Consider the following 25,811-nt stretch of genomic DNA (forward strand, 5'->3'; position numbering starts at 1 on the left):
CCCCGTTCGTCAAGAGTTCAACCCGGCACGGTGCGAGCCGACGGCGCCGCGCCCGCCGCCCGCATCGCGTGTTCGCTCGGCACGGCAGGAATCCGGTCCTATGCTCATCCGATGACCAGAGGTCCGGTAGTGCAAGCCCGGCCGTCACGGCTGCCCGCGCTGTCCTGGCGGCCGGTCTGGTCACCCGCCGCGGCGATGCGCGCCGTGCGGGCCACCGTGGTCGTGCCCGGCCTGTTCGCACTGGGGTACGCGGTCATCGGCGACCTGCAGATCGCCACCTTCGCCGCGTTCGGCGGCTTCGCCACGCTCGTGCTCGCCGCGTTCGGCGGACGGTGGCAGCACAAGGTACGCGCGCATCTCGGACTGGCGCTCGCGGGCAGCGTGCTCGTCGTGATCGGCACGGCGGTGAACTCCTCGGTCCTGCTGGCCTCGCTGCTCACCGTCCCGGTCGCCTTCGCGGTGCTCTTCGCCGGAGTGATCGGGCCGAACGCGGCCTCCGGCGCCACCGCCGCGTTGCTCGCCTACGTGCTGCCCGCGGCCTCGCCCGGCACGCTCGACATGATCCCCGCCCGGCTCGCGGGCTGGTGGCTGGCCTCGGTGGCGGGCACCCTCGCGGTCCTCGCCTTTTCGCCGCGCCCACGGGGTTTCGCCCTCCGCGACGCGGCGGCCCGCTGCGCACGGACACTGGCGGATCAGCTCGACGCGGCGCTGAGCGGCGGGCCCGCGAAGGACTGCCGCACCGCCTCGACCGAGGCCAAGCACGAACTGCTCACCACGTTCACCTCGACCCCGTACCGGCCCACCGGGCTGGAGACCGCGGACCAGGCCATCGACAGTCTCGTCGGGCTCCTCGAATGGTGCGCGGTCCTGATCGCCGACAGCCTCTCCGAGTACCGCGACCTCGCCACGATCCCCGACGTGGAGCGGAAACTGCTCGCCGAGACCGCGGTCGTGCTGCGCGACGTCGGTGCACTGCTCGACGGTGACGAGGTGGAGGTCGACCTCGAACCGCTGGAGCGCCGGCTCGCCGAAAGCGTCGGCTATCTGCGGCGGCTCAACAGTTCCGGCGACGGATACGCCGACGCCGTGCACCTGTCCTTCCACGCCAGGACCGCGGCGGTCGCGGCACACACGGCGATGACCGACGCGCTCATCGCCGCCGATCGCGCCGACCCGTCGACGGTGTCCGGCTCACGGCGGCGGTGGTACGGCGAGACCTTCGACGCCGAGGCGACCGGCCGGCGGCACCTGACCGGGCCGGCCGCCGCGGCGGCTGTCGTGTCGCGGCACGCGAGTCTGCGCTCGGTGTGGTTCCTCAACAGCATGCGCGGCGCGCTCGCGCTCGCGGCGGCGATCGCCGTCGCGGACCTCACCGGTGTCGAGCACGGATTCTGGGTCGTCCTCGGCACTTTGTCGGTGCTTCGGACCAGCGCCGCGGCTACGGGCGCGACGGCGTTGCGGGCACTGCTCGGCACCGCGATCGGGTTCGTGCTCGGTGCGGCGCTGTTGCTGGTGATCGGTACCGGCGCGGCCGCACTGTGGATCGCGCTGCCCGTTGCGGTGCTCGTGGCCGCCTACGCTCCGGGAGCGCTGCCGTTCGCGGCGGGACAGGCGGCGTTCACGGTCGTCGTCTCGGTGCTGTTCAACCTGCTCGTCCCGGCAGGCTGGGCGATCGGTGTGGTCCGGATCGAGGACGTGGCCCTCGGGTGCGCGGTCAGCCTTGTCGTCGGGATGGTGTTCTGGCCGCGTGGGGCGGCTTCGGTGGTCGCCGACGACATCGCCGACGCGTTGCGGGCGGGCGGGCGGTATCTGGCCGAGTCGGTGGACTGGGCGCTCGGGCTGCGCACCGCGGCGCCCCGGCCGGGCATGGCGATCGCCGCCGGGGTGCGCCTCGACGACGCGCTCCGTGGATTCCTCGCCGAGCAGGGCACCAAACGCATGCCGAAGGAAGACCTGTGGCGGCTCGTGTCCGGCACGCTGCGGGCGCGGCTGACCGCGTATTCCCTTGCGGGACTGCCGAATCCGGAGGCGGAGCCGGATCGGTTCCGCACCCAGCTCTCCGATCAGGCCGGGCAACTCGCCGCGTGGTACGACCATCTGGCGTCCCGCCTGGACCGTACCGATCACGGCGCGGTACCGATGCTGACGCCGCCGGAGTTCCGCGACCCACGCTCGGCCGGGGCGACCGAGGCGGACCTGTCCTGCGCGTTGTGGGTGGGCGAGCACCTGCGGCATCTGATGGAGCGGCTGCGGGAACTGGTGGGTCCGGCGACGCTCGTCGCCGAACTGCGGCACCGCCCGTGGTGGCGGTGACCCCGCACACGCCCCGGCACACAGGGGAGGAGCGCACGCGTTCCTCCGGTGCGGGACTCGGCTTGTCCGTCGTCCGGGCCGCGGTGCCGGCCCACGAGGGCGCGATCACCGCGACCGCCGGCCGTGTCAGGCCGGGTCGGCGAGGACTCCGTTGACGTAGCTGCCCGGGTGCGTGGCCGCGTCCTGGCGCAGCACCGTCAGGCCCGCGGGCCACTGCGCGGTCAGGGGCGTGGTCTGCCCGGGTGGGATGGTCTTGACCGTGGTCGGAACCCAGTTGGTGGATCCGTCGCTGCCGACCGATCCCGGGGTGTTGGTAAGGACGGTGATCGTGGCTGTGGCGGTCTTGCCCGGTGTGACCACGTTGTGCCGCACACCGTTGTCGATGCGCGTCAGGTGATACACGGGGCCGTTCGGGTCGTCGGGGCCGATGAGGTCGACGCCCGGTACGCCGTAGAGCCCGCAGTCGTGCGAAGACGTGTTGCGGAAGGTGAGCGGGACGTCGAACTGGCCGGGAGCCTGCCGAGACTCCACCGGCGCGCCGAGCGAGACCGCGAGATCGGCGGTGCCGCACCGTGGCGTGGCGTTGCCCGGCGCGGTCGTGCGCGTCTGCGCGGCGGCCGTCTGTGTCGGGGCGGCCTCACTCGCCGGGGTCACGGCGGTATTCGTACTCGCCTGCGCCGGTGCGGACGCGGCCCCGGTCGTGCTTCCGCACGCCCCGATGGCGGAGGCCGCGGCGATCGCCGCGGCGCCGATGGTGAGTCGCGCGATCCTGTTGCGTGCCATCAAAATTCCCCCTCGTTGATCGCCTGATGTAGACGCTCATGCCGGCCGGTTGTGGTCAACGTGATTGGTCTATACATCGTGAGACGGTCACGGGCGATCAAGGTGTACTCGCGGTGACTCAGGTCACAGGCCCCGCCAAATCGCCCCCGTCCGCCAACGTCCCACTGGATCCCCCAAAACTCCGCATATTTCCGGCCAGCCACGGCATTCGGCTCGATTGTGAAGGACCGGTTACGCCGCTCTGATAACTGTTGACAGTTGTCAGTGCCGCACCTTAGCGTGACCCGAGTCATAAGGACCGGACGCGCGGGCCGGCGGTGAAGCAAGGGAGCCGTGACATCAATGTGCAGCTACTGGGCCAGCTGGTCCGACCTTCCCGAACGAGAGGTGCTGGCGGGCAACTTCCGCACCGCCGTCACGGGCAAGGAGATGGGGCTCAACCGCATCCGGTGGGTGCATCCGACCGACCTGCCCGCGCACACCCATCCCGACGCCGAGCAGGCCATGGTCATCACGAGCGGCCGCATCTCCTTCACCGTCGCCGGTGAGAAAACCGTGCTGGAGGAGGGCGACGTCGTCGTGATCCCGCGTGGCGTGGAGCATTCGGGCCACAGCATCGAGGGCGAGGCGACCTTCATCGAGGTGTTCTCGCCCTCGCGGGTGGAGAACCTGGTCGGGTTCCTCGGCGGCCCGTCCATGCCGGCGGTGCAGGCATGACCGTGCGCCAGATCAGCCCGCACGTGCACGTCGAGACGGCGCACCTTGGCAGCAACAACTCGATCATCACCGGCAAACACGGGCTCGCGCTCGTGGACACCCCGCACCGGCCGACCGACGCGATCGCGTGGCGCAAGACCGCCGACCAGCTCGGCGACACGCGGTTCGTCGTCAACACCGATCACCATCCCGACCACACCATCGGCAACTACTGGATGGGCGGCGAAGTCGTGTCGCACCGTGGCACCCGGGAGCGGCTGCTGCACGACGCCCCCGACCACGACTACCTGGCGAAACTGTTCGCCCGCATCGATCCCGCCGCGGTGGCACTGCTCGACGAGTACCGGGTCCGGGTGCCCACCGTGGTCTTCAACGACCAGCTCGACCTGCACCTCGGCGACGTCCACCTGGAACTGACCTTCCAGCCCGGCCACACCGCGAACAGCCTGATCGCCTACCTGCCCGAGGACGGCGTCGTCTTCACCGGCGACATCGTCTGCGAGGCCGGGCTACCGTCCTTTCAGGACTGCCGGGTCGCCGACTGGTTCGACGCCATCGACAAGGTCGCCGGCTACGACTTCGAGTTCCTGGTGCCCGGACACGGCGAGGTAGCCGGCCGGGACGTCCTCGACCGCTACCGCGAGTGGGGACGTGACGTCGTGGGGCAGGTGGCCGAGGCCATCCGCCGCGGCGAGGACAGCGACCAGGCAAGCGCGGAAATCCGGTTCGTCGACAACATCCACGTCGACACCGACGACTACGTCGGCTACCCCGACGATCTCATCGAGATGTTCCAGCGGCGCTCCATCGCCCGCATCCACGCCGACCTCCTCGAGAGGCCGGACCTTTCTTCGCGATAACTGCGCCCGATACGGACACGGAGAAACTCATGCGCATCACCAAATTCGGCGTCGCGTTCACGGCGGCCGCCCTGACGCTCTGCGCGCTGACCGCCTGCAAGAGCGGTTCCGGCACCGCCGCGACCACCCCTGAGGGAACTCAGAAGGCACAGGCGGCACAACAGGTCGTGGACGCGGCCAAGGCCGTACCCGCCGCGGACAACCTCGGCGCCCCGATCGCCGTGGGATCGTTGCGCGGCAAGACGATCTACAGCATCCCGATCGACAGCAAGGCCGAGTTCTACCAGGCGGGCGAAGCCGCCATGAAGAACATCGCCGCCAAGGCCGGCGTCAACTACGTCACCTTCCCCTCCGACGGTACGCAGACCTCCTACCAGCAGGGCATCAGCCAGGCGATCAACGCCGGTGCGGGCGCGATCCTGCTGAACGGGCCGCTGCCCTCGACGCTCGGCCCGCAGATCGACGCCGCCACCAAGGCGGGCATCCCGGTCGTGCCGCTGCACATCTCCGACAAGGGCAGCCCGGTCAGCGCGGGCGTGAAGTACGAGGCGTTCGCACCGTTCAACGAGGCGGCCCGGCTGATGGCGCTCGCCGCGACCGGCGCGCAGAAGGGCGCACCGGTGCACGCGCTGGTGATCCAGTCCTCGGAGACCGGTCCGTCGAAGGGCATGGTCGACACCATTCAGAAAGCGCTGACCGACGAGGCACCTGCGGGCTCGGACGCGACCGTCATCAACGTCGCGGTTCCCCAGTGGTCCCAGCAGATCCAGGGACAGGTCCAGTCGGCGCTGCTGAAGAACCCCAACATCAACGCGGTACTGCCGATCTACGACTCGATGTCGCTCTACGCCGCGCCGGGCATCAAGCAGGCGGCGGCCAACCGCAACGTCCCCGTCTACACCTTCAACGGAACCCCGTCGATCCTGGCGATGGTGCAGAACGGCCAGGTCGCGATGGACGTCGCCGAGAACCCGGACTGGGTCGCCTACGTCAACCTCGACGTCACCTTCCGCGCGATGCTCGGTGCGCCGCCGGTGCCCGCCGAATCCGGTCCGGTCCGCGTCATCGACTCGTCCAACGTCGCCGACACCGGTAACCCGCCCGCGAGCGGCAAGGGTTTCGGTGACAAGTACGCCGGTGCCTTCCTGCAGCTGTGGGGCCTGGCCTGATGACCACGGACGCGCCACCGCTGCTGGCCGTGTCGGGGCTGGCCAAGGCGTTCAGCGGGGTGCCCGCGCTGCGCGGCGTCGACCTCGACGTGCGCGCGGGCGAGGTGCACGGCCTGCTCGGCGCGAACGGCAGCGGCAAGTCGACCCTGATCAAGATCCTCGCCGGATTCCACGAGGCCGACGCCGGCACGGTGACGGTCGGCGGGCGCACGGTGCGCAGCCCCTTCGGGCCCCGCGGGTTGCGCGATCACGGGCTCGGCTTCGTGCACCAGGACCTCGGCCTCGCCGGGGCGGGCACGGTGCTGGAGCACGTGGCGCTGGACTCCTGCGGCGGTGCCGCGGGCTGGCGGCGGGTCAACTGGCGCGCCGAGCGGCGCCGGGTCGGCGATCTGCTGGACCGGTTCGAGATCGAGGTCGACCCGGACGCCGCGATCGACACGCTCTCGCCGGTGCAGCGCGCCATGGTCGCGGTGGTGCGGGCGGTCGGGGCGCAGGAGCTGAGCTCGGACGGTTCGGGCCAGATCCTGATCCTCGACGAGCCGACCGTGTTCCTGCCGCGGCACGAGGTCGGGCTGCTGTTCGACCTGCTGCGCCGGTTGCGCGACCGCGGCGACGCGGTGCTGCTGGTCTCCCACGATCTCGACGAGATCCTCGAGGTGACCGACCGGGTCACGGTGTTCCGCAACGGAACCATGGCCGGCACCCGCACCACGGCCGGCTCGACGCGTGACGATCTGGTGCAGCTCATCCTCGGCACCCGCGACGAACACGTGCCGAAGGGCAGCGCGACGGTGCACCGGGACCGGCCCGCGGTGCTCGCCGCGCGCGGACTGCGCGGCAGCCGCGTGCGGGAGCTGGACCTCGACCTGTTCGAGGGCGAGGTGGTCGGGGTGACCGGGCTGGCAGGGTCCGGTTTCGAGGAACTGCCCGAACTGCTGTTCGGCGCCCGGCCCGCGGCGGCGGGCACGGTCGAGCACGGCGGGCGGGAAATGTCCCGGCCCAGCCCCGCGCGGTCGATGGCCAACGGGGTCGTGCTCATTCCCGCCGACCGCAAGGGACAGGGCGGCGCGCTGGAACTGAGCGTGCTGGAGAACATGTCGCTGCCGTTCCTCGCCGGGCGGGCACGCGGCCTGTCGGTCGACTGGCGTGGCCTGCGCCGCCGTACACAGGACACCTGCGACCGGCTCGGCGTGCTGCCCGCCAACCCGAGGGCGTTGTTCGGTCACCTCAGCGGCGGCAACCAGCAGAAAGCGCTGCTGGGCAAGTGGATGGACACCGAGCCGAAGGTGATGCTGCTCGCCGAGCCCACCCAGGGCGTCGACGTCGGCGCGCGGCGCGAGATCTTCACCCTCATCCGCTCCGCCGTGGCCAAGGGGATGGGCGTGCTGTGCGCCACCTCGGACTACGAGCAACTGGTCGAGATGGCCGACCGGGTCATCGTGCTCGACGGCGGCCGGATCAGCGCCGAGATCACCGGTGCCGACATCACCAAGGACGTGCTGGCGTCCGCCGTCTACGCGGAGGAAGCGTCGTGAGTGCTACCCAGAAAGAACGTACCGACAAGGAAAACGCGGCCGTGAGCACGCGTCCCGCCGACACGTCGCGGCGAGGCCGCCGCACCGGGAAGAAGCAGGCCGAACCCGAGCGTTTCGCGTTGCTCGGGGTGTGGGTCGTGCTGATCATCGCGTTCAGCCTCATCGTCCCGGACACGTTCCCGACGACGGCGAACGTGTCGAACATGCTGGCCTCACAGGTCGTGCTGCTGATATTGGCCATCGGGTTGCTGTATCCGCTGCGGGCGGGCGACTACGACCTGTCGGTGGCCTCCACCCTGAATCTGTCCACTGTGGTCGTCGCGGTGCTCAACGCACAGCACGGCTGGGGAATCTGGCTCGCGGTACTGGTCGCGATCCTGGCCAGTCTGGCGGTGGGATTCGTCAACGGCCTGATCGTGACGGTGTTCGAGATCAACCCGTTCATCGTGACGCTGGGCATGGGCACCGTCGTGCAGGGACTGATCTACCTGCTGTCGAACTCGGCGACGATCAGCGGCGTGGACCGCTCGCTGTCGGACGCGGTGCTCACCCAGCCGTTCCTGGCGATCCCGGTCGGGTTCTTCTACGCGCTCGCGTTGTGCGCGATCGCCTGGTACGTCTTCGACCACACCGCGTTCGGGCAGCGGTTGCTGTTCGTCGGCCAGAGCCACGACGTGGCCCGTCTCAACGGGGTCAACGTGGCGCGGCTGCGCTGGCGCGCGCTGATCATCTCCGCCGGCACCGCGGGGCTCGCGGGAGTCGTCTACGCCGGGACAACGGCAAGCGCCGATCCGGTGTCGGGTGCCTCGTTCCTGCTGCCCGCGTTCGCCGCGGCGTTCCTCGGCTCGACCGTGCTGCGCATCGGCCGGTTCAACCCGTGGGGCACGTTGATCGCCGTCTACTTCCTGGTCACCGGCATCACCGGCCTGCAGCTGCTCGGCGCCCAGCAGTACGTGCAGCAGCTGTTCTACGGCGGCGCGCTGGTCGTCGCGGTGATCGCCGCGAAGCTCGTGCGCACCCGCGGCGAGCGCAAACGCCGCGCCGAAGCCGCCGACGCCTGACCGGTTTCACCAATCCCGCCAACGACAAGGAGCCAGCCCATGAAGGCACGCGGAGCCGTCATCCACCAGATCGGCGCGAAATGGGAGGTGTGCGATCTCGAGGTCGACGAACCCGGCGACAGCGAGGTGCTGATCAAGGTCATGGCCAGCGGCCTGTGCCACTCCGACGACCACTTCGTCACCGGCGATCTCGCCGTCGACCTGCCCATGGTCGGCGGGCACGAGGGCGCGGGCATCGTGGAGCGCGTCGGGTCGAAGGTGACCAGGGTCAAGCCCGGTGACCACGTCGCGACGCTGTTCATCCCGGCGTGTGGCACGTGCCGTTACTGCGCACAGGGCAAGCAGTACATCTGCGACAACGGCGCCGGGATGGAGCACGGCCGCGCCATGGACGGCACCGCCCGGTTCCACGCCGCCGACGGCAGCGACGTCGGTGGCGTGACCCGGCTGGGCACGTTCGCGAACTACCTGGTCTGTCACGAATCGCAGGCCGTGAAGGTGCCCGACGACATCCCGTTCGAACTGGCCTGCCTGGTGTCCTGCGGTGTGGCCACCGGCTACGGCGCTGCGGTCAACGGCGGGCCCGTCCACGCGGGCGACGTCGTGCTCGTCTGCGGGCTCGGCGGCGTCGGCGCGAACGCCGTGCAGGGCGCCCGGCACGCGGGTGCCGACCACGTGATCGTCGTGGATCCCGTGGCGTACAAGCAGGAACGGGCCGCCGACTTCGGCGCCACCGCGGCGTTCGGCTCGATCGGGCAGGCCCGGCCGCTCATCGACAGCCTCACCAACGGGCAGGGCGTGGACGTCGCGATCGTGACCGTCGGGCGCGTCGACGGCGACATCATCGGCGAGGCGTTCGCCGCCGTCGGCAAGGCCGGGCGGTGCGTGCTGGTGTCGGTCGGTTCCTCCGATCTGCACCTGGCCGTGAGCCCGCAGGACCTCACCAACTTCGCCAAGTCCATCAAGGGCGTCATGTACGGCGACTGCAACCCGACCGCGGACATTCCCCGCCTGCTGGCGATGTACCGCAACGGCAGCATCAAGCTCGATGAACTGGTGACGCGGCGGTACTCGTTGGACGACATCAACCAGGCGGTCGAGGACATGCACGCCGGCCGCAACATCCGCGGCGTCCTCGTGCACCGCCACTGACGAATTTCCCCTTCACTCCAAGGAGATCCCTTGACCGCCGTGAACGAACGGACCCGGCCCGTCGAGCACACCCGCCTGCACATCGGCGGGCAGTGGCTCGACGCGGCCGACGGGGCAGAGCTGCCCAGCGTCGACCCCGCGACCGGCGAGGTCTTCGCCAGCGTCGCGTGCGGTGGCGCCGCCGACGTCGACCGCGCCGTGGCCGCCGCGCGGGCGGCCTTCGAAAACGGTCCGTGGCCGAGGATGAAACCGAACGAACGCGCGGCCGCGTTGTGGCGGCTCGGTGATCTGCTGCTGGCCGACGCCGCCGAGATGGCCCGGATCGAGACCCTCGACCAGGGCAAGCCGTACGCGATCGCGCAGGCGGCCGACGTGCCCTCGGCCGCCGGTCTCTTCCACTACATGTCCGGGTACGCGACGAAGATCGAGGGCGAGACCATCCCGATCTCGGCGCCCGGCCAGTACCACACCTACACGCGCCGGGAACCACTCGGCGTGGTCGGCCTCATCGTGCCGTGGAACTTCCCGCTGGTGATCACCGCGTGGAAGGTCGCGCCCGCGCTCGCGGCGGGCAACACCGTGGTGCTCAAACCCGCCGAAGCCACCCCGCTGTCGGCGCTGCGCCTGGCCCGGCTCGCGCTGGAAGCCGGCATCCCGCCCGGTGTGCTCAACGTCGTCACCGGCCACGGCTCCACCGCGGGTGCGGCGCTGGCCGCGCATCCCGGCGTGGACAAGATCTCCTTCACCGGATCCACCGCCACCGGACGCAAGATCCTCGACGCGGCAGGGGGAAACCTCAAGCGCGTGACGCTGGAACTCGGCGGCAAGAGCGCCAACATCGTGTTCCCGGACGCCGATCTGGACAAAGCGATCGCGGGCTCGTCGGATGCGATCTTCTTCAACGCCGGGCAGGCGTGCGCGGCCGGGTCCCGGCTGTATGTCCACGACAGCGTGTACGACGAGTTCGTCGCCGGGCTGGTCGAGCGGGCCAAGCGGATCCGGGTGGGCGACGGCTTCGATCCGGCGACCGAGATCGGCCCGCTGGCCAGCCGTGAACATCTCGACCGGGTCAGCGCCTATCTCGACGCGGGCCGGGCCGAAGGCACGATCGTGACCGGCGGCAACCGGATCGGCGAGGCCGGCTACTTCGTCGAGCCCACGGTGATCGCCGACGCCGGCCCCGGCGCGCGGGTCACCCGCGAGGAGATCTTCGGCCCGGTCGTCGTCGCGAACCGGTTCACGAGCGAAGACGAGGTCGTGGCCGCGGCCAACGACACCCGCTACGGGCTCGCGGCCGGCGTCTGGACGGGCCGTGTCGGCACCGCCCACCGGGTGGCGAACCGGCTGCGGGCGGGCACCGTGTGGGTCAACACCTACGGCGTGTTCGACCCGAGCATGCCCTTCGGCGGGATGAAGGAATCGGGCTGGGGCCGGGAGATGGGGCACGAGGTGCTGCACGACTACACCGACGTCAAAACGGTCTGCGTGGACATCGATGGCTGAGGGCACGATGACCACGACGGCCACCGTCTTCGATCCGGTGCGGCTGGGACCGTTCGAACTGGCCAACCGGGTCGTGATGGCGCCGATGACCCGCAACCGCGCGGATCCCGCCGGTGTGCTGCCGGATTCGGCCGCCGTGTACTACGCGCAGCGGGCCTGCGCCGGGCTCATCGTCACCGAGGGCACCCAGCCCAGCGCGGCGGCCAAGGGCTATCCCGGCACCCCGGGTATGCACGACGACCGGCAGGAACAAGCGTGGCGGAAGGTGGCCGACGCGGTGCACGACGCGGGCGGCCGGATTTTCTGCCAGCTCATGCACACCGGCCGCATCGGCCACCAGAGCCTGATCCCCGCCGACGCCCGGATCGTGGCACCCAGCGCGATACCGGCCCAGCTCGAGGTGGCGCGCGCGGACGGGGTGATGGTGCCCGCCCCGGTGCCCGAAGCACTGACCCGCGAAGGCATCGCGGTGGTGGTGCGCGACTTCGCGCAGGCGGCGGTGCGTGCCGTCCGCGCCGGTCTCGACGGCGTCGAACTGCACGCCGCCAACGGCTATCTGCTGCACCAGTTCCTCTCCCCGGGCACGAACCAGCGCGAGGACGCCTACGGGGGTTCGCCGAGCGCACGCGCCCGGTTCGTCGTCGAGGTCACCGAGGCAGTCGCGGCGGAGATCGGTGCCGAACGGATCGGCATCCGCATCTCGCCCGGTGGGCAGTTCAACGACATGCGGGACAAGGAAAACGAGGACACCTACCTCGCGCTGGCCGACGCGCTGGCCCCGCTGCGCCCGGCCTACCTGCACACCCTGCGCCGGCGATCCTCGCCGCTGCATCAGGAACTGCGGCGCCGCTGGCCGACGGCGTACGTGCTCAACACCGGCTACCAAGGCGCCAGTGAACTGGCGGACGTCTCGCCGCTCGTCGCCTCGGGCGCGGCCGATCTGGTCAGCGTGGGCCGCCTGTTCATCTCCAATCCCGATCTCGTCCGCCGCTGGCGGCACGGCCTGCCGCGGGCCGCATGGGACGAGTCGACCTTTTACACCGGCGGCGACCGCGGGTACACCGACTACCCGGACCACCCCGGCACGAACGAGCAGAGGAGCCAATCGTGAGCACAGCGGGACCATTGACCGGGCAGGTCGTGGTGGTGACCGGCGCCGCCTCGGGCATCGGCGAGGCCACCGCCAAGGTGTTCCGCGCGCAGGGCGCGGCCGTGGTGGGCTGGGATCTGTCCGGCACACCCGAATCGGATCCGGTGGACCTCACCGACGTGGCCTCGGTCCGCGCCGCCGCGGACGCGGTGCTCGCGCGGCACGGCCGGGTGGACGCGCTGGTCAACTGCGCGGGAATCATCACCGAGAACCTTCCCGTCGAGGACACCGATCCGGCGGATTTCCGGCGCAACTTCGACGTCAACGTCGGCGGGATCGTCAACGCGAGCCAGGCGCTGCACGCGGCGCTGGCGCAGTCGCGTGGCGCCGTGGTGAACGTCGCGTCGCAGGCCGCACTGGTGTGCCTGCCGCACCAGTCGGCGTATTCGGCGTCCAAGGGCGCCGTCGCCGCACTGACCCGTTCGATGGCGATCGACTGGGCGGCGACCGGTATCCGGGTCAACGCCGTGTGCCCCGGCTTCACCCTCACCCCGATGGCGGTCAAGCAGATGACGCCGGAACTCGACGCCGCGGTGTCGCGCCGGGTGCCGCTGGGGCGGATGTTCCAGCCCGAGGAAATCGGCGCGGTGATCGCGTTCCTGGCCTCGCCCGCGGCTTCGGCGGTGACGGGCGTGGTCATGCCGGTCGACGGTGGCTGGACCGCGGGCGAGCCCGCGCTGCCCATGGGGGCGGCATGATCGCCTACGTGACCGGGGCCAGTTCGGGCATCGGCCGCGGGGCCGCGGTCCGGCTCGCCGCGGACGGCGCGAAGGTGGTGCTGCTGGGCCGGGATCAGTCCCGTTTGGACAAGGCGGCCGCGGAATGCGGACCGGACGCGGTCACCGCCGCGTTCGACGTCACCGACGCGTCGACAGTGGACACCGTGCTGCCGGAGCTGCTCGCCCGCACCGGCCCGCCCGGGGTCGTGGTGCACGCGGCGGGCCAGACGGTCGTCGGCTCGCTGGATTCGCTCACCGCCGAACAGTGGCACCGGCAGCTCGACGTCAACCTGACCGGCATCCACACCCTCAACCGGCACCTGTGGCCCGCGATGCTGCCCGCCGGGGGAGCGATCGTGCTGGTGGCCTCGACGGCATCGTTCGCGGCGTTCCCGCAGGACGCCGCCTACGTCGCGTCGAAGGGTGCGGTGCTCGCGCTGACCAAGGCCATGGCGCTGGACGGCGCGCCCGCCGGCATCCGGGTCAACGCCGTGTGCCCCGGTTTCATCCGCACCCCGAACCTGGAAGGCTACTTCGACGCGCAGGACGATCCGGCGGCCGCGGCCGCCGGTGCCGCGGCCGCCGCGCCGCTGGGCCGGATGGGCACCCCCGCCGACGTCGCCGCCGCGATCGCGTTCCTGGCCTCGCCCGACGCCCGGTTCATCACCGGGGCCTCACTGCTGGTGGACGGCGGCCTGATGGCCAAGGTGCCGACCGCCTGACCCCGGTCCATGACGGGAAATCCACACCATGACAGAATCGCCAACTGTTGACAGTTGTCAGTTTCCGAGACCGAATGACAGAGTGGGGGAGCGAAAGGTGAACGTCTCGCGATCATCCACGGTTCCGATCGACCTCGAGGAGGCCTCATGACCACCCCGGCGCGAACACTGCGTGCCCTTCTCGGCGCGCAGGCTCGTCCGCTGCTGCTGCCCGGCGCGGCGAACGCCCTGACCGCGCGGGTGGTGGAGGACGCGGGGTTCGACGCCGTCTACGTCACCGGCGCGGGCGTGACCAACACCTACCTGGGGATGCCCGATCACGGGCTGCTGAGCCTGGACGAGCTGAGCGCGCACGTCGAGGCGATCTGTGACGTCGTGGGCATCCCGGTGATCGTGGACGCCGACACCGGATTCGGCAACGCGCTCAACGTGCAACGCTCCATCCGCAGGCTGGAACGCGCCGGTGCGGCGGGGGTGCAGATCGAGGACCAGGTCAGCCCCAAGAAATGCGGGCACTTCAGCGGCAAGGAAGTGGTGTCGGCGCAGGAGATGACCGGCAAGATCCAAGCCGCCGTCGACGCCCGCCACGACGACGACCTGGTCATCGTCGCCCGCACCGACGCGCGTGCGATCGAAGGGCTGGACGCCGCGTGCGAACGTGCCGCCGCCTATCTCGACGCCGGCGCCGACGTGATTTTCGTGGAAGCGCCGGAAAGCGTCGAGGAGATGCGCGAGATCACCCGTCGCGTGCCTGGTCTGCACGTCGCGAACATGGTGGAGGGCGGGCGGACCCCGATCCTGTCGCGCCAGGAACTGGGCGAGCTGGGTTTCGCCGTGGCTCTCTACGCCAACGCGACCATGCGCGGCGCGGTGGTCGGTATGCGCGAGGTGCTCCATCATCTGGGCAAGCACGGGGACACCCGCGAGGCGGCGGATTTGATGATCAGCTGGGAGGATCGGCAGGCGCTCGTGCGCAAGCCGGAGTTCGACCGGCTCGAGGAGCGGTACGCGGCTACCGCGGAACGGAGGCGCATCCGGTGAGCAACGACGGCATTCACGAGCTGAGGCTTCGCGGTGGCCGCGTCTTCCAGCACGGCGCGGGCCTGCAGGAGCTGGACATCCTGGTCACCGGCGGGATGATCAGCGGCCTGGTGGCACCCGGCACGCCGGTCAGTGCCGCCGAGGAGGTCGACGTGACCGGCAAGGTCGTGCTGCCCGGCGGCATCGACCCGCACGTCCATCTGGGCAAGGACATCCGGGTTCCGCGCGACCCCGACGACGCGTCGTGCGAGACCGCGTCCGCGGTGGCGGGCGGCATCACGACGATGCTCGTGTACCTGATGAGCGCCGATCCCTACGAGGGGGTCTTCGCCGCCTCCGACGCGGCGATGGCGGGCAACTCCCACACCGACTACGGATTCCACTTCGTGCTCGGCACCGACGAGCAGGTCGCGCAGATTCCGGCCTATGTCCGCGAACTCGGCGTGCCCAGCTTCAAGTTCTTCATGAACTTCCGTGGCGACGAGGGCAAATACCTCGGCCTGCCCGGCAATGACGACGCCTACATGTACGGACTGCTCGGGACGGCCGCCGACGCCGGGGCCGTGGTCAACCCGCACCCGGAGAACATCGAGCTGGTGTGGAAACTGCGCGACCAGCCGCGCGACGAGTCGCTGCCGCCACTGGAGGCGTGGTACCGCAGCAGGCCGCCGGTCGTCGAGGCCGAGGCGGTGCAGCGGGTCGCCTACTTCGCCAGCGCCACCGGGGCGTCGGTGTACGCGGTGCACACGAGCAGCAAGGCCGCGCTCGACGCGATGCGGATGCAGCAGAGCGCCTATCCGAACCTGTTCACCGAGACCTGCACCCAGTACCTCACGCTGACCACCGATTCCGGCTGCGGCACCTATGGCAAGGTCAACCCGCCGGTGCGGCACCGCGAGGACGTCGAGGCGCTGTGGGAGGGCCTGCGCACCGGTGCGGTGGACACGGTCGGCTCCGACCACAACGCCCGGCACCGCACCGCGAAGGAGAAGGACATCTGGTCCGCCTCGGCGGGCTTCCCCGGCACCGGCCTCGTGCTGCCGACGACCGTGGGGGAGGGGCTGCGCCGGGGCATCGAGCTGGAACGGCTCGTCGACGCCACCAGCACGCGGGCCGCTCAGCTGTTCGGGCTCTTTCCCCGCAAGGGAACCATCCGCGTCGGCTCCGACGCCGACCTCGCCGTGGTGGACCTGAACGCCACCACCACGGTGCGCGCCGAAACGCAGTACTCGGCGGCCGAGTACTCGCCGTGGGAGGGCACGGAAATCCCGCTGCGGGTCGTGCACACGATCGTCCGCGGCCACTTCGCGCTCCGCGACGGAAAGCTGTCGACCACCCCGAGGGGCACGTATCTCGCGCGCAGCCGCGGCGGCGCGGCCGCGCTGGCCCACCAACAGAAGGAGTTCGCATGACCGAGCAGGCCTGGACGGTGGGCGGCGCGGGAGTCATCGACGAAACCACGCTGCGGCACTACGAACTCGCCGGTTTCGGCAAGCCCGTCGGGCTGGGCACGCGACCGGCGCTGCTGATCATCGACGTGCAGTACCGGACCGTGGGCACCACGCCCCTGCCGTTCGAGTCCGCCGTCGAGGAGTTCCCGACCAGTTGCGGAGAGGTCGGCTGGGCCGCGGTCGGGCAGATCGCGCGGCTGGTGGAGACCTTCCGCGCGAAGGGCTGGCCGATCCTGTACCCGCACGTGGCGCCGAAGAAGTCCTACGACGCGGGCAGGCTCGGCGCGAAAGTGCCCGGCATCATGGACATTCCGGCCAAGGGCTACGAATTCGTCGCCGAGGTCGCGCCCGCCGAGGGCGACGTGCTGGTGCCGAAACGGCATCCCAGCGCCTTTTTCGGCACCCCGCTCGTGAGCTACCTGGTGGAGACCGGAGCGGATTCCCTTGTGGTGACCGGATGTACGACGTCGGGATGCGTGCGCTCCAGTGTCGCGGACGCGTTTTCCTACAACTTCCGGGTCAGCGTGCCCGCCGACGCGGTATACGACCGCAGTCCGGTGGTGCACGAGGTCAATCTCTTCGACATGGCCCAGAAGTACGCAGATGTGACCACGACGGACTCGTTGCTCACCGCGCTGTCCGGGCTGCCTGCCCGCGGCTAGCCGGCATCGGCGGCGGCTTGCGGGTTGCGCAAGCCGCCGCCTTTTCAGTCGTTTTCGTTGCTGCGCAAGACCGTCAAGGCGTTGTTCAGCGAGCTCACCAGGTGCGCTTCGAGCAGCGCCGCGGCGTGGTCGCCGTCCCGGGAGGCCAGCGCCGCGACGATCGCGCGGTGCTCGTCCAGTGCCGTGCGGGCGCGCCGCGGCTGGTGCGCGGAGCGGGCGCGGGCGAGCTGGATCTTCCTGCCGACTTCGGTCAGCGCGGTCACCAGCGGCGGTTTCGCCGCGAGCCCCGCCAACCGGGCGTGGAAATCCTGATCGGCGGGATAGGCGCCGGTCGCGTCGCCGCCCATGCTGCTCTCGGTCTTGTCGAGCAGTTCGGTGAGCTCGTCGATGCGTTGCTGTTGCGCGTGCCGGGCCGCGAGCCGCACCGCGTGCGTTTCGAGTGCGGTCCGCAGTTCGTAGAAGTCGGTCAGCTCGGTCGGGGAGAAGGAACGGACATAGACGCCGCGATGTGTCACCGCCTCGACGAGCCCTTCGCTGGCCAGCCGCTGGATGGCTTCGCGCAGCGGACCGCGGCTGATTCCGAGCGCCTGCGACAGATGTACTTCGTTGAGGCGTTCCCCGGGTGCCAGTGTGCCGTCGAGGATCATGTCCCGCAGCACCTCGAGACTGCGGCTGGAGAAAGTCGCCAGTCTGCCGAGCTTGGCGGGACGGGTCTGCTCGCTCACCAGGTCTCCTTTACACGGTCGCTTCGCCGTGCCGTGCGGATCGGGGCCGCGTCGCAGACCGTTGAAGCTGCCAACTGTTGAAGGGTAACGAAGCTCTTGCCCACTGTAGCGGCCGGTCCCGCAATAGAAAACTGTTGACAGTTGTCACTTTCTGGCGCAGGGTAGGGCAACAGCCGGACGCCGGGGTTTGTCACCGGCGGGTCAGAACCAGGAGGTCGTCACGGTGGAGGCGAACGGACGGATCGCGCGCACTGCCGGAAGCGAACCGGCCCCGCCCGCCGAGGCCACGGTAAGAGACCAGGAAACCGTTGTCCCGCAGGCGATCGATCCGCGGGTCGTGCCAGCCGGACTGATCGGCTCGATCGTCGAGTACTACGACTTCGGGATCTATGGCTACCTGGCCACGATCCTGTCGGTGGTGTTCTTCGCCGGCGGCACCGATCCTACGGGCGCGTTGCTGGCCACGTTCGCGACTTTCGCGGCGGCGTTCGTGCTGCGGCCGCTGGGCGGGCTGATCTTCGGCCACCTCGGGGACCGGTTCGGCCGCTCCCGGATCCTCGCCGCCACGATCCTGTCGATGTGCGCGGCCACCGTGGCGATCGGTGTCCTGCCCACCTACAGCGCGATCGGCGTGGGTGCGGCGTTCCTGCTCGTGGCGGCGCGGTGCGTGCAGGGTGTCGCGTCCGGCGGTGAGGTCGGCGGGGCCGCGGCCTACGTCGCGGAGAAGTCCCCGCCGTCGCGGCGCGGGTTCCTGTGCTCGACCGTCCAGCTCGGCGCCCTCGCGGGCGCGCTGCTGGCCTCGATCGCGGTGACGATCCTGACCTCGGTGCTGACGCATGCCGAGCTGGTCAGCTGGGGCTGGCGGATCCCGTTCCTGCTCAGTCTTCCGCTGGGCCTGGTGGGCCTGTGGATCCGGTTCCGGCTGGAGGATTCCGTTGCCGACGACGAGCTTGCCTCGGGCGGCGGGCTCGCCTCGGCACCGGCCGCCGAACTCGTCCGCGCGCATCTGCCCGGTCTGCTGCGCACCCTCGGACTATCCACTTTGCTCTTCGCGGGCTACTACGTGGTCTACGTCTACGCCTCGACGCACCTGCAGCGCACCGGCGGCTTCACGGCCAGCGCCGCGTTCTGGTCCACCACCACGACTTTGATCGTGTCGTGCCTGGCGATGCCGTTGTTCGGCCACCTCGCCGACAAGTGGGGGCGCAAGCCGCTGCTGTTCGGTGCCGCGATCGCGTTCGGTGTGCTGGCGGTGCCCGGTTTCGCGCTGATGAACCACCACGTGTACGCGCTGGCCCTGCTCGCGCAGGTGGTGCTGGGCCTGCCCGAGTCCGCGCTGATGGGCGTCGTGTTCGCGACCTTCGCGGAGATGTTCCCCTCCCGCGTGCGCTACACCGGCATCGCGCTCGGGTTCAACCTCGCGAGCATGGCCGTCGGCGGCACGGCGCCGCTGATCTGCCTGTGGCTGCTCGACATCACCGGCAACGCCCTGGCGCCCGCCTGGTTCCTCGTGGCCACAGCCGTGATCAGCGCCGGCACCGCACTGACCCTGACCGAGACGCGCGGCACCGCGCTGCGCGCCGGCTGAGCAGAGAGGACACCGTGGCAGAGCCGAAACGACCCGAGGTGGACGTCGACGTCGTGGTGGTCGGGGCCGGTGGCGGCGGTCTCGCCGCCGCACTCGCGGCAACCGATGGCGGTGCCACCGCCGTGGTGCTGGAGAAGGAAGAGCGCCCCGGAGGAAACACCGCCGCCTCGACCGGCTCGGTGCCCGGTGGTGGCAGCCGCTGGCAGGCCGAGGCGGGCATCGAGGACTCGCCCGCGCGGCTCGCGGCGGATCTGCTGCGCCAGTCCGGGCCGCACGAGGCGGAGGATCTCGTGCGCGTCCTCGCGGAGGCGAGCGCCCCTCTCGTGGAGTGGCTGGTCGACACCCACCAGGTGGACCTGCGGCTGATCACCGACTACAAACACGTGGGGCACAGCGTGCCGCGGCTGCACGCGCCGCCTTCACGCAAAGGACACGCGCTCGTCGCCGACCTGCTGCGAGCCGCCAAGGCCGCCGACGTCGAGGTGCTCACGCACACGCCGGTCGAACGGCTGCTGGTCGAGAACGGCGCGGTCCGGGGCGTGGTCGTGTCCGGCAACCGTTCCGGCACCTACACGTTGCGCAGTCACGCGGTCGTGCTGGCGGCCAACGGCTTCGGCGCCGACCCGGAGATGATCGCCCGCTTCGCCCCACAGGCCTCGGGCCTGGAGTACCTCGGTGCGCACGGCAGCACGGGCGAGGCGGTGCGATGGCTGCTCGATCTCGGCGCGACGATGGCCAACGAGTCCGCGTTCCAGGGCTACGCGGCGGTGGCGAGCCCGCACGGCTCGATCACCTCGTGGACCACTGTCGAGCACGGCGGGATCCTCATCGACGGAAACGGAGCGCGCATCGGCGACGAATCGGTGGGCTACTCGGGGTTCGCGGCCGAGGTGTCGCGTGTGCCGGGGCCCGTGCACGTCGTCTTCGACACCAGAATCCGCGACTCGGTCGCCGCGCACGAGGAGGAGTTCGCCGATCTGCTCGCGGCGGGTGGTGTGAAGGAAGCGGCGGATGTGAACGCCCTCGCCGCGGCCATCGGGGTCGACGGCACGCAACTGGCCCGGACGCTGGAGATCGCGCGCGCCGCGGCCGAGGGGTCGGCACCGGATCCGGCGGGCCGCACCGAATGGGGCTGGGGGCCGCTGCGCCGGCCCTACGCCGCGGTGCGCGCGATTCCCGCGCTTTTCCATACGCAGGGCGGAGTTCGCGTGGACGAGCACGCCCGCGTCCTCGGGCCGGACGGCCCGGTGCCGGGCGTGTACGCCGCCGGGGGCGTCGCGGCCGGGGTCAGCGGCCGCGAGGGCGGTTCGGGCTATTCCTCCGGCAACGGGCTGCTCGCCGCGCTCGGCCTCGGCATGCTCGCCGGCCGCCACGCCGCCGCGGTCCTCGGCTGAACGAACCCGACCAAACAGCAGGAGTACATCGTTGTCCTCGTCACCTCCCGCGCGCACCGGGCAGTCGCGCCGGGCCGCGATCGGCAGCCTCGTCGGCACGACCCTCGAGTGGTACGACTTCTTCATCTACGGCACCACGGCGTCGCTGGTCTTCGGGAAGGTGTTCTTCCCGGCCCAGCACGGCGTCGTCGGCACGCTGGCGGCGTTCGCGACCTTCGCCGTCGGATTCGGCGCCCGGCCGCTCGGCAGCATCCTCTTCGGACACTACGGCGACCGGCTCGGCAGGCGCACGGTACTGATCCTCACCCTGCTGATCATGGGTGGCGCGACCGTCCTCATCGGATGCATCCCCTCCTACGGCACGATCGGCGTCTGGGCGCCGATCCTGCTCGTCGTGTGCCGGATCGCGCAGGGGGTGGCGCTCGGGGGCGAATGGGGCGGCGCGGCACTGCTGTCGGTGGAGAACGCACCGGCCCGCCGGCGCGGCCTGTTCGGTTCCTCGACACAGATCGGCTCACCCGCCGGCCTGCTGCTGGCCAGCCTCGTCATCGCGGCCGCCTCGGCGATCAGCGGTGACGCGTTCGACGTCTGGGGCTGGCGGATCCCGTTCCTGTGCAGCGTGATCATCGTCGCGGTCGGCCTGGCGATCCGGCGCGGCCTCGCCGAATCACGGGACTTCGCCGAAACAGCGCAGACCGAAGGCGTCGCGGCCATGCCCGTGGTGCGGGTGCTGCGTGAGGACTGGCGTTCGGTGCTGATCGGCGCCGGCCTCGGCGCGGCCAACAACGCGCTGTACTACACCGTGGCCACCTACACCCTGGCCTACGTCACCGGCACCCTCGGGGTGCCCAAGGGCGAGACGATCAACCATCTCACCATCGTGTCGGTGTGCTATCTCGTGTCGATCCCGCTGTTCGGCTGGCTGTCGGACAAGGTGGGGCTGCGGCGGCAGGTCGCGGTGGCGGCGCTGGCGGCCGCGGCTTTCGCCTTCCCCTACTTCGCCATGATCGGCACCGGGAAGTCATGGGTCATCCTGCTCGGCATGATCCTCGGACTCGCCGTGGTGCAGTCCGCCGCGTACGCGCCGCAGCCCGCTGTCTACAGTGAACTCTTCCCCGCCAGGACGCGCTACACCGGCGCGTCGCTGAGCTACGCCCTGCCGACCACGATCGTCGGTGGCACGGCGCCGTTTCTCGCCACCTGGCTCTACAGCCTGACCGGCAGCAACACCGCGATGGCGTGGTATGTGGTCGCGCTGTCCCTGCTCGCGGCCGGCTGTGCGGCACTCGCGCACCGCAAGCACACCGCCGCGACCCGCGTGCCCGCGCCCATGGAGGTCACGGATGCCTGAGATTCACGACCTGCTCGACTGGGCGGCGCGCCAGGAAACCGCCGCGCTGCCCGATGACGTTCTGCGCACCGCCCTGACCATCGTCTGCGACGATCTCGCGGCCATGATCGCCGCGCACGCCGAGCCCGAGGTCCGGGCCGTGTCGGAGCGCGCGGCCGGGCCGGGTGAGTCCACCGTGGTCGGGATATCCGGGAAACGCGCCGGACGCCGCGCCGCCGCACTCGCCAACGCGGTCGCCGCGAACTGGACCGAACTCGACGGCGGCTACCGCCCGGCGACCTGCCACGGTTCGCTGTACACACTGCCCGTCGCGCTCGCCGAAACCGAGGCGGAGGGTGCGACCCTGGGCGATCTGCTCGGCGCGCTGGTGGTCGGCTACGAAGTCGTCACACGCATCGCCCGCGCCTACCGGCCACCGCTGCCGCTGGTGCTGCATCCCCATGCGACACTCTCGCCGATCGGGGCGGCCGCGGCGATCGCGTCCGCGCGCCGGTTGCCCGCGGACCGGTTCGCGCAGACGGTGCTCGGCGCCGCGTCGATGTCGCTCACCGGCCCGTTCGGGCACGCGACCGAAGGCGCCACCGTGCGCAACGCGTGGGCCGGGGCCGGCGCGCAGCTCGGTTTCCTCGCCGCCGAGGTCGCCGACGCGGGCCTGACCGCGAGCCCGGCCGTGCTGGACGAGGTGTTCGGACGGGTCGGCGGCGCCACGGCCCGGCCGCACGAGCTGACCGCCGGGCTGGGGGAGCGGTACGCCGTGGAAGACGGCTACCAGAAGCCCTACGCGTGCTGCCAGTATCTGCATTCGAGCGTCGAAGCGGCGGCCACGATCGCGCGGGAGGCCGAGCCCGCGTCGATCGCGGAGATCGCCGTGCGCGCGCATCCGCTCGCCGCCGCGCTACGCAACGCCGCACCGGAAACCAGCCTCGCCGGGCGGTTCTCGTTGCCGCACGCGGTCGCGACCGTACTGTCCACACGCGACACCTCCGCCGCGGCTTTCGCTGCCCCGTCGCTGGCCGATCCTGCCGTCGCCCGGCTGCGGAGCCTCGTCACCATCGAGGAGTGGCAGGATCCGCCTCCTCCGCCGCATGACCGCCCGTCGCGGATGCGGGTGACGCTGGAGGACGGCCGGGTGCTGGAGGAGACCGTGCTGTCGGCCGCGGGCGGGCCGGACCGGCCGCTCTCGCGTGACCAGCTGCTGGCCAAGTACGCCGCGCTCACCGGCGAGTCGCGGCCCGGATTCGCCGGTCGCGTGCGGGCGCTGACCGATCCGGCGCGGGCGCTCGACCTCGGCCGGAAACTGGGCACGGTGCTGGACGAACTGCTGGCGGGCACTCGGTGACGGCCGCCGAACGGCTCGTCGACGGAGTCCGGGCGCTGCCGGAGACGGTGCCGGACGAGATCGACCGGATCGCGCGCCTGCATCTGCTGGACGCCGTCGGGGTCGCCGTCGTGGCCGCACGGCTCGGGCCCGCCCGCACGCTCGCGTCCGCGCGCCGCGCGGACGGGCCGTGCACGGTCCTGGGCACCGGGACGGGGGCGCAGGCGGCGGAGGCGGCGCTGGTCAACGGCACGCTCGTGCACTCGCTGGAGTACGACGACACGCACACCGGTTCCGTCATGCACGGCAGCAGCGTCCTGGCCCCGGCGGTGCTCGCCGCCGCCGAGGCCCGTGGCTGTTCCGGTGCCGGGGTGGTGCGGAGTTTCGTGGCGGGCTGGGAGGTGCTGGTCCGGCTCGGGCTGGCCGCGCCGAGTGGTTTCCAGCGCACGGGTTTCCAGGGAACGTCCGTGGCGGGCCCGATCGCCGGAGCGGTGGCGGTGGGCCTGCTGCACGGCTTCGATCGGGACGCGCTGCTCGACGCCGTGGGTGTCGCGGCCAGTTTCTCGGCGGGCAACTTCACCTTCCTGGCCCGCGGTGCCACGAGCAAGGCGGCGCAGGCGGGCATCGGCGCGCAGGCCGCGATCTCGGCGGTCGCGCTCGCCGGCGGCGGGATCACCGGCGCCCGCGACGTCTTCGAAGGTGAACGTGGCCTGTTCGGGCTGTACGCCAGGGATCCCGGCGCGGCGGACCGGCTGGCGGAGCTGTCCGGCGACCTCGGTTCCCGGTGGTACCTGGCCGACGCGGCGTTCAAGGCGCTGCCGTGCTGCCATTTCCTGCACCCGTTCGCCGAAGCGATCGCCGCCGTCGATGTTCCCGTGGAGTGGATCCGGCGGATCGTCTGCCGGGTACCGGAAGGCCAGGAACAGATCATCGCCGAGCCGTGGGCGCGCAAACAGGCGCCGGCGCGTGCCGACGAGGCGCGGTGGAGCCTGCCCTACGTGGTAGCCCTGCAGGCGGTGCGCGGCGCGGTGGCGCTGACCGATTTCGACGGCGAGCCTGATCCCGCCGTGCTGGCGATGGCGGCCCGGGTCGACCGGGAACCGTGGCCGGACTCGGGCTACCCGGCGGTGTTCCCCGCGGCGATCGAGGTGGAGCTGACGGACGGAACGAGCCGCACCGCGCACGTCGAGGACGTCGACGGCAGCGCTCGGCGCCCCTGGGACGCCGAGCGCGTGACGGGCAAGTTCCGCGACAACTGCCTGCGCGCGGGCATCGCCCCCGAGCAGGCCGTGAAGTTCAGCGACGCGCTGATCAGCGGGCCGGAGCCCGACTTCTCGCAACTGCGCTCGCTGGTCGGCGCGGATGGCTAGGACGCCAGCTCGAACAGCGCCGCGATGCCCTGGCCGCCGCCGATGCACATCGTCTCCAGGCCGTAGCGGGCGCCGCGGCGGGTCATCTCGCGGCTCAGTGTCGCCAGGATCCGGCCGCCGGTGGCGCCAACGGGGTGGCCGAGCGAGATGCCCGAACCGTGCACGTTCACGCGGTCCAGCTCGTCGCTGAGTTTCCATTCCCGCAGGCACGCCAGCACCTGCACGGCGAACGCCTCGTTGATCTCGATGAGATCCACGTCGGCGAGGTCCAGACCCGCGCGCCGCAACACGGTCGCCGTCGCGGGCACCGGGCCGATGCCCATCGTCTCCGGCGCCACCCCGGACACCGCCCACGTCACCAGCCGGACCAGGGGAGTCAGGCCCTGCGCCTTGGCCATCTCGGGCGTGCAGACGACGCACAGCGCGGCACCGTCGTTCTGCCCGCTGGAGTTGCCCGCGGTGACCGTCCCTTCCGGACCCAGCACCGGCGTGAGCTTCGCCAGCGCCTCCGCCGTCGTGTCCGGGCGCGGGTGCTCGTCGACCGTGACGGCCTGCTCGCCCCGGCGGGAGCGCACCGTCACCGGCACGATCTCCTCGTCGAACACACCCGCCGCCTGCGCCGCGGCGGCCCGCTGCTGTGACCGCAACGCGAACGCGTCCTGCTCTTCCCGGTCGATCCCGTACTCGCGCTGGAGGTTCTCGGCGGTTTCCAGCATCCCGCCGGCTACCGGATGGTTCCGGCCGCCCGCGGTCACCCGGCCGCGCGCGAGCGAATCGTGCAGCGTGACGCCGGAACCCTTGACACCCCAGCGCATTCCGGTGGCGTAGAACGGGGCGTCGCTCATGTTCTCGGCGCCTCCGGCGATCACGAGATCGCTGATTCCGGTCTGCACCTGCATCGCCGCCTGGAGTACCGCCTGCAGACCGGACCCGCAGCGCCGGTCGAGCTGAAGGCCACCGGTGCGCAGGCCCAGCCCGCCGTCCAGCGCGACGACCCGGCCGAGCGCGGGCGCCTCCGAGGTCGGATACGCCTGTCCCAGCACCACGTCGTCGACCGCGGCCGGGTCCAGGCCCGTGCGGTCCAGCAGGGCACGCAGCACCGTCGAGGCGAGATCGGCGGCGCTCACGCGGGCGAACACACCGCCGAACCGGCCGACCGGGGTGCGAAGGGGAGAGCAAATGAGGGCAGGGCGAAGCTGCATGGTCGTGCTCCTGTGGGGAAAAGAA

The 25,811-nt window shown here is 71.1% G+C and carries 22 protein-coding genes; 19 read left to right on the forward strand and 3 right to left on the reverse strand.

Features of this window, described 5'->3' with window-relative positions; translation table 11 throughout:
* Positions 1 to 111 precede the first annotated feature (111 nt).
* The gene (locus HFP15_RS02500) at positions 112 to 2,313 is read left to right on the forward strand and encodes an FUSC family protein (RefSeq protein ID WP_168510887.1); all 2,202 of its coding nucleotides are present in this window, start codon (positions 112 to 114) and stop codon (positions 2,311 to 2,313) included.
* A gap of 126 nt (positions 2,314 to 2,439) precedes the next feature.
* Here the strand turns inward: HFP15_RS02500 and HFP15_RS02505 are convergent, their stop codons facing one another.
* Positions 2,440 to 3,096 carry a DUF4232 domain-containing protein gene (locus HFP15_RS02505; RefSeq protein ID WP_168510889.1) on the reverse strand — a complete coding sequence of 219 codons (657 nt, stop codon included), beginning with the start codon at positions 3,094 to 3,096 and terminating at the stop codon, positions 2,440 to 2,442.
* Positions 3,097 to 3,438: 342 nt separating this feature from the next.
* Here HFP15_RS02505 and HFP15_RS02510 point away from each other — a divergent pair, with 342 nt between their 5' ends.
* The 13 genes from HFP15_RS02510 (at position 3,439) to HFP15_RS02570 (ending at position 16,838) form a co-directional block, all read left to right on the forward strand.
* Complete coding sequence (locus tag HFP15_RS02510; protein ID WP_168510891.1) at positions 3,439 to 3,813, forward strand: cupin domain-containing protein; 375 nt, start codon at positions 3,439 to 3,441, stop codon at positions 3,811 to 3,813.
* The gene (locus HFP15_RS02515; RefSeq protein ID WP_168510893.1) at positions 3,810 to 4,673 is read left to right on the forward strand and encodes an MBL fold metallo-hydrolase; all 864 of its coding nucleotides are present in this window, start codon (positions 3,810 to 3,812) and stop codon (positions 4,671 to 4,673) included. Before HFP15_RS02510 ends, HFP15_RS02515 begins: the two co-directional genes overlap by 4 nt.
* A gap of 29 nt (positions 4,674 to 4,702) precedes the next feature.
* Positions 4,703 to 5,842, forward strand: coding sequence for a sugar ABC transporter substrate-binding protein (locus HFP15_RS02520; RefSeq protein WP_168510895.1), 1,140 nt, complete (start codon positions 4,703 to 4,705; stop codon positions 5,840 to 5,842).
* Positions 5,842 to 7,377, forward strand: a complete 1,536-nt coding sequence (locus tag HFP15_RS02525) for a sugar ABC transporter ATP-binding protein (protein ID WP_168510897.1) — start codon at positions 5,842 to 5,844, stop codon at positions 7,375 to 7,377. Before HFP15_RS02520 ends, HFP15_RS02525 begins: the two co-directional genes overlap by 1 nt.
* 41 nt (positions 7,378 to 7,418) lie before the next feature.
* Positions 7,419 to 8,438, forward strand: coding sequence for an ABC transporter permease (locus HFP15_RS02530; protein ID WP_168510899.1), 1,020 nt, complete (start codon positions 7,419 to 7,421; stop codon positions 8,436 to 8,438).
* Between the two features lie 39 nt (positions 8,439 to 8,477).
* Complete coding sequence (locus HFP15_RS02535; protein ID WP_168510901.1) at positions 8,478 to 9,590, forward strand: NDMA-dependent alcohol dehydrogenase; 1,113 nt, start codon at positions 8,478 to 8,480, stop codon at positions 9,588 to 9,590.
* A gap of 39 nt (positions 9,591 to 9,629) precedes the next feature.
* Positions 9,630 to 11,093, forward strand: coding sequence for an aldehyde dehydrogenase family protein (locus tag HFP15_RS02540; RefSeq protein ID WP_376768842.1), 1,464 nt, complete (start codon positions 9,630 to 9,632; stop codon positions 11,091 to 11,093).
* Positions 11,086 to 12,204 carry an alkene reductase gene (locus HFP15_RS02545; protein WP_246271255.1) on the forward strand — a complete coding sequence of 373 codons (1,119 nt, stop codon included), beginning with the start codon at positions 11,086 to 11,088 and terminating at the stop codon, positions 12,202 to 12,204. The genes HFP15_RS02540 and HFP15_RS02545 overlap by 8 nt, the downstream gene beginning before the upstream one ends.
* The gene (locus tag HFP15_RS02550) at positions 12,201 to 12,941 is read left to right on the forward strand and encodes an SDR family NAD(P)-dependent oxidoreductase (protein WP_168510905.1); all 741 of its coding nucleotides are present in this window, start codon (positions 12,201 to 12,203) and stop codon (positions 12,939 to 12,941) included. Before HFP15_RS02545 ends, HFP15_RS02550 begins: the two co-directional genes overlap by 4 nt.
* Complete coding sequence (locus HFP15_RS02555; RefSeq protein ID WP_168510907.1) at positions 12,938 to 13,684, forward strand: SDR family NAD(P)-dependent oxidoreductase; 747 nt, start codon at positions 12,938 to 12,940, stop codon at positions 13,682 to 13,684. The genes HFP15_RS02550 and HFP15_RS02555 overlap by 4 nt, the downstream gene beginning before the upstream one ends.
* Before the next feature lie 147 nt (positions 13,685 to 13,831).
* Positions 13,832 to 14,725, forward strand: a complete 894-nt coding sequence (locus HFP15_RS02560) for an isocitrate lyase/PEP mutase family protein (protein ID WP_168510909.1) — start codon at positions 13,832 to 13,834, stop codon at positions 14,723 to 14,725.
* A complete protein-coding gene (locus HFP15_RS02565) occupies positions 14,722 to 16,137 on the forward strand; it encodes a dihydroorotase (protein WP_168510911.1) in 1,416 nt (471 codons plus the stop codon). Before HFP15_RS02560 ends, HFP15_RS02565 begins: the two co-directional genes overlap by 4 nt.
* A complete protein-coding gene (locus HFP15_RS02570; RefSeq protein ID WP_168510913.1) occupies positions 16,134 to 16,838 on the forward strand; it encodes an isochorismatase family protein in 705 nt (234 codons plus the stop codon). The genes HFP15_RS02565 and HFP15_RS02570 overlap by 4 nt, the downstream gene beginning before the upstream one ends.
* Before the next feature lie 44 nt (positions 16,839 to 16,882).
* Here the strand turns inward: HFP15_RS02570 and HFP15_RS02575 are convergent, their stop codons facing one another.
* The gene (locus HFP15_RS02575; protein WP_168510915.1) at positions 16,883 to 17,563 is read right to left on the reverse strand and encodes a GntR family transcriptional regulator; all 681 of its coding nucleotides are present in this window, start codon (positions 17,561 to 17,563) and stop codon (positions 16,883 to 16,885) included.
* A 223-nt stretch (positions 17,564 to 17,786) separates the two neighbouring features.
* Here HFP15_RS02575 and HFP15_RS02580 point away from each other — a divergent pair, with 223 nt between their 5' ends.
* The 5 genes from HFP15_RS02580 to HFP15_RS02600 are packed head-to-tail and all read left to right on the forward strand — an operon-like array spanning position 17,787 to position 24,584.
* On the forward strand, positions 17,787 to 19,151 hold the full coding sequence (locus HFP15_RS02580) for an MFS transporter (protein WP_210716622.1): 1,365 nt from the start codon (positions 17,787 to 17,789) through the stop codon (positions 19,149 to 19,151).
* Positions 19,152 to 19,165: 14 nt separating this feature from the next.
* Entirely contained in the window at positions 19,166 to 20,545 is a 1,380-nt protein-coding gene (locus HFP15_RS02585) for an FAD-dependent oxidoreductase (protein WP_210716623.1), read from the forward strand.
* 31 nt (positions 20,546 to 20,576) lie between these two features.
* Positions 20,577 to 21,896 carry an MFS transporter gene (locus HFP15_RS02590; RefSeq protein WP_168510917.1) on the forward strand — a complete coding sequence of 440 codons (1,320 nt, stop codon included), beginning with the start codon at positions 20,577 to 20,579 and terminating at the stop codon, positions 21,894 to 21,896.
* Positions 21,889 to 23,235: an MmgE/PrpD family protein gene (locus HFP15_RS02595; RefSeq protein WP_168510919.1), complete on the forward strand. Its 1,347-nt coding sequence runs from the start codon at positions 21,889 to 21,891 to the stop codon at positions 23,233 to 23,235. Before HFP15_RS02590 ends, HFP15_RS02595 begins: the two co-directional genes overlap by 8 nt.
* Entirely contained in the window at positions 23,232 to 24,584 is a 1,353-nt protein-coding gene (locus HFP15_RS02600; protein WP_168510921.1) for an MmgE/PrpD family protein, read from the forward strand. The genes HFP15_RS02595 and HFP15_RS02600 overlap by 4 nt, the downstream gene beginning before the upstream one ends.
* Here the strand turns inward: HFP15_RS02600 and HFP15_RS02605 are convergent.
* On the reverse strand, positions 24,581 to 25,786 hold the full coding sequence (locus HFP15_RS02605; RefSeq protein WP_168510923.1) for an acetyl-CoA C-acetyltransferase: 1,206 nt from the start codon (positions 25,784 to 25,786) through the stop codon (positions 24,581 to 24,583). The genes HFP15_RS02600 and HFP15_RS02605 overlap by 4 nt on opposite strands.
* Between the last annotated feature and the right edge of the window lie 25 nt (positions 25,787 to 25,811).

The organism is Amycolatopsis acididurans, assembly GCF_012328925.1.
Lineage (GTDB): Bacteria > Actinomycetota > Actinomycetes > Mycobacteriales > Pseudonocardiaceae > Amycolatopsis_E > Amycolatopsis_E acididurans.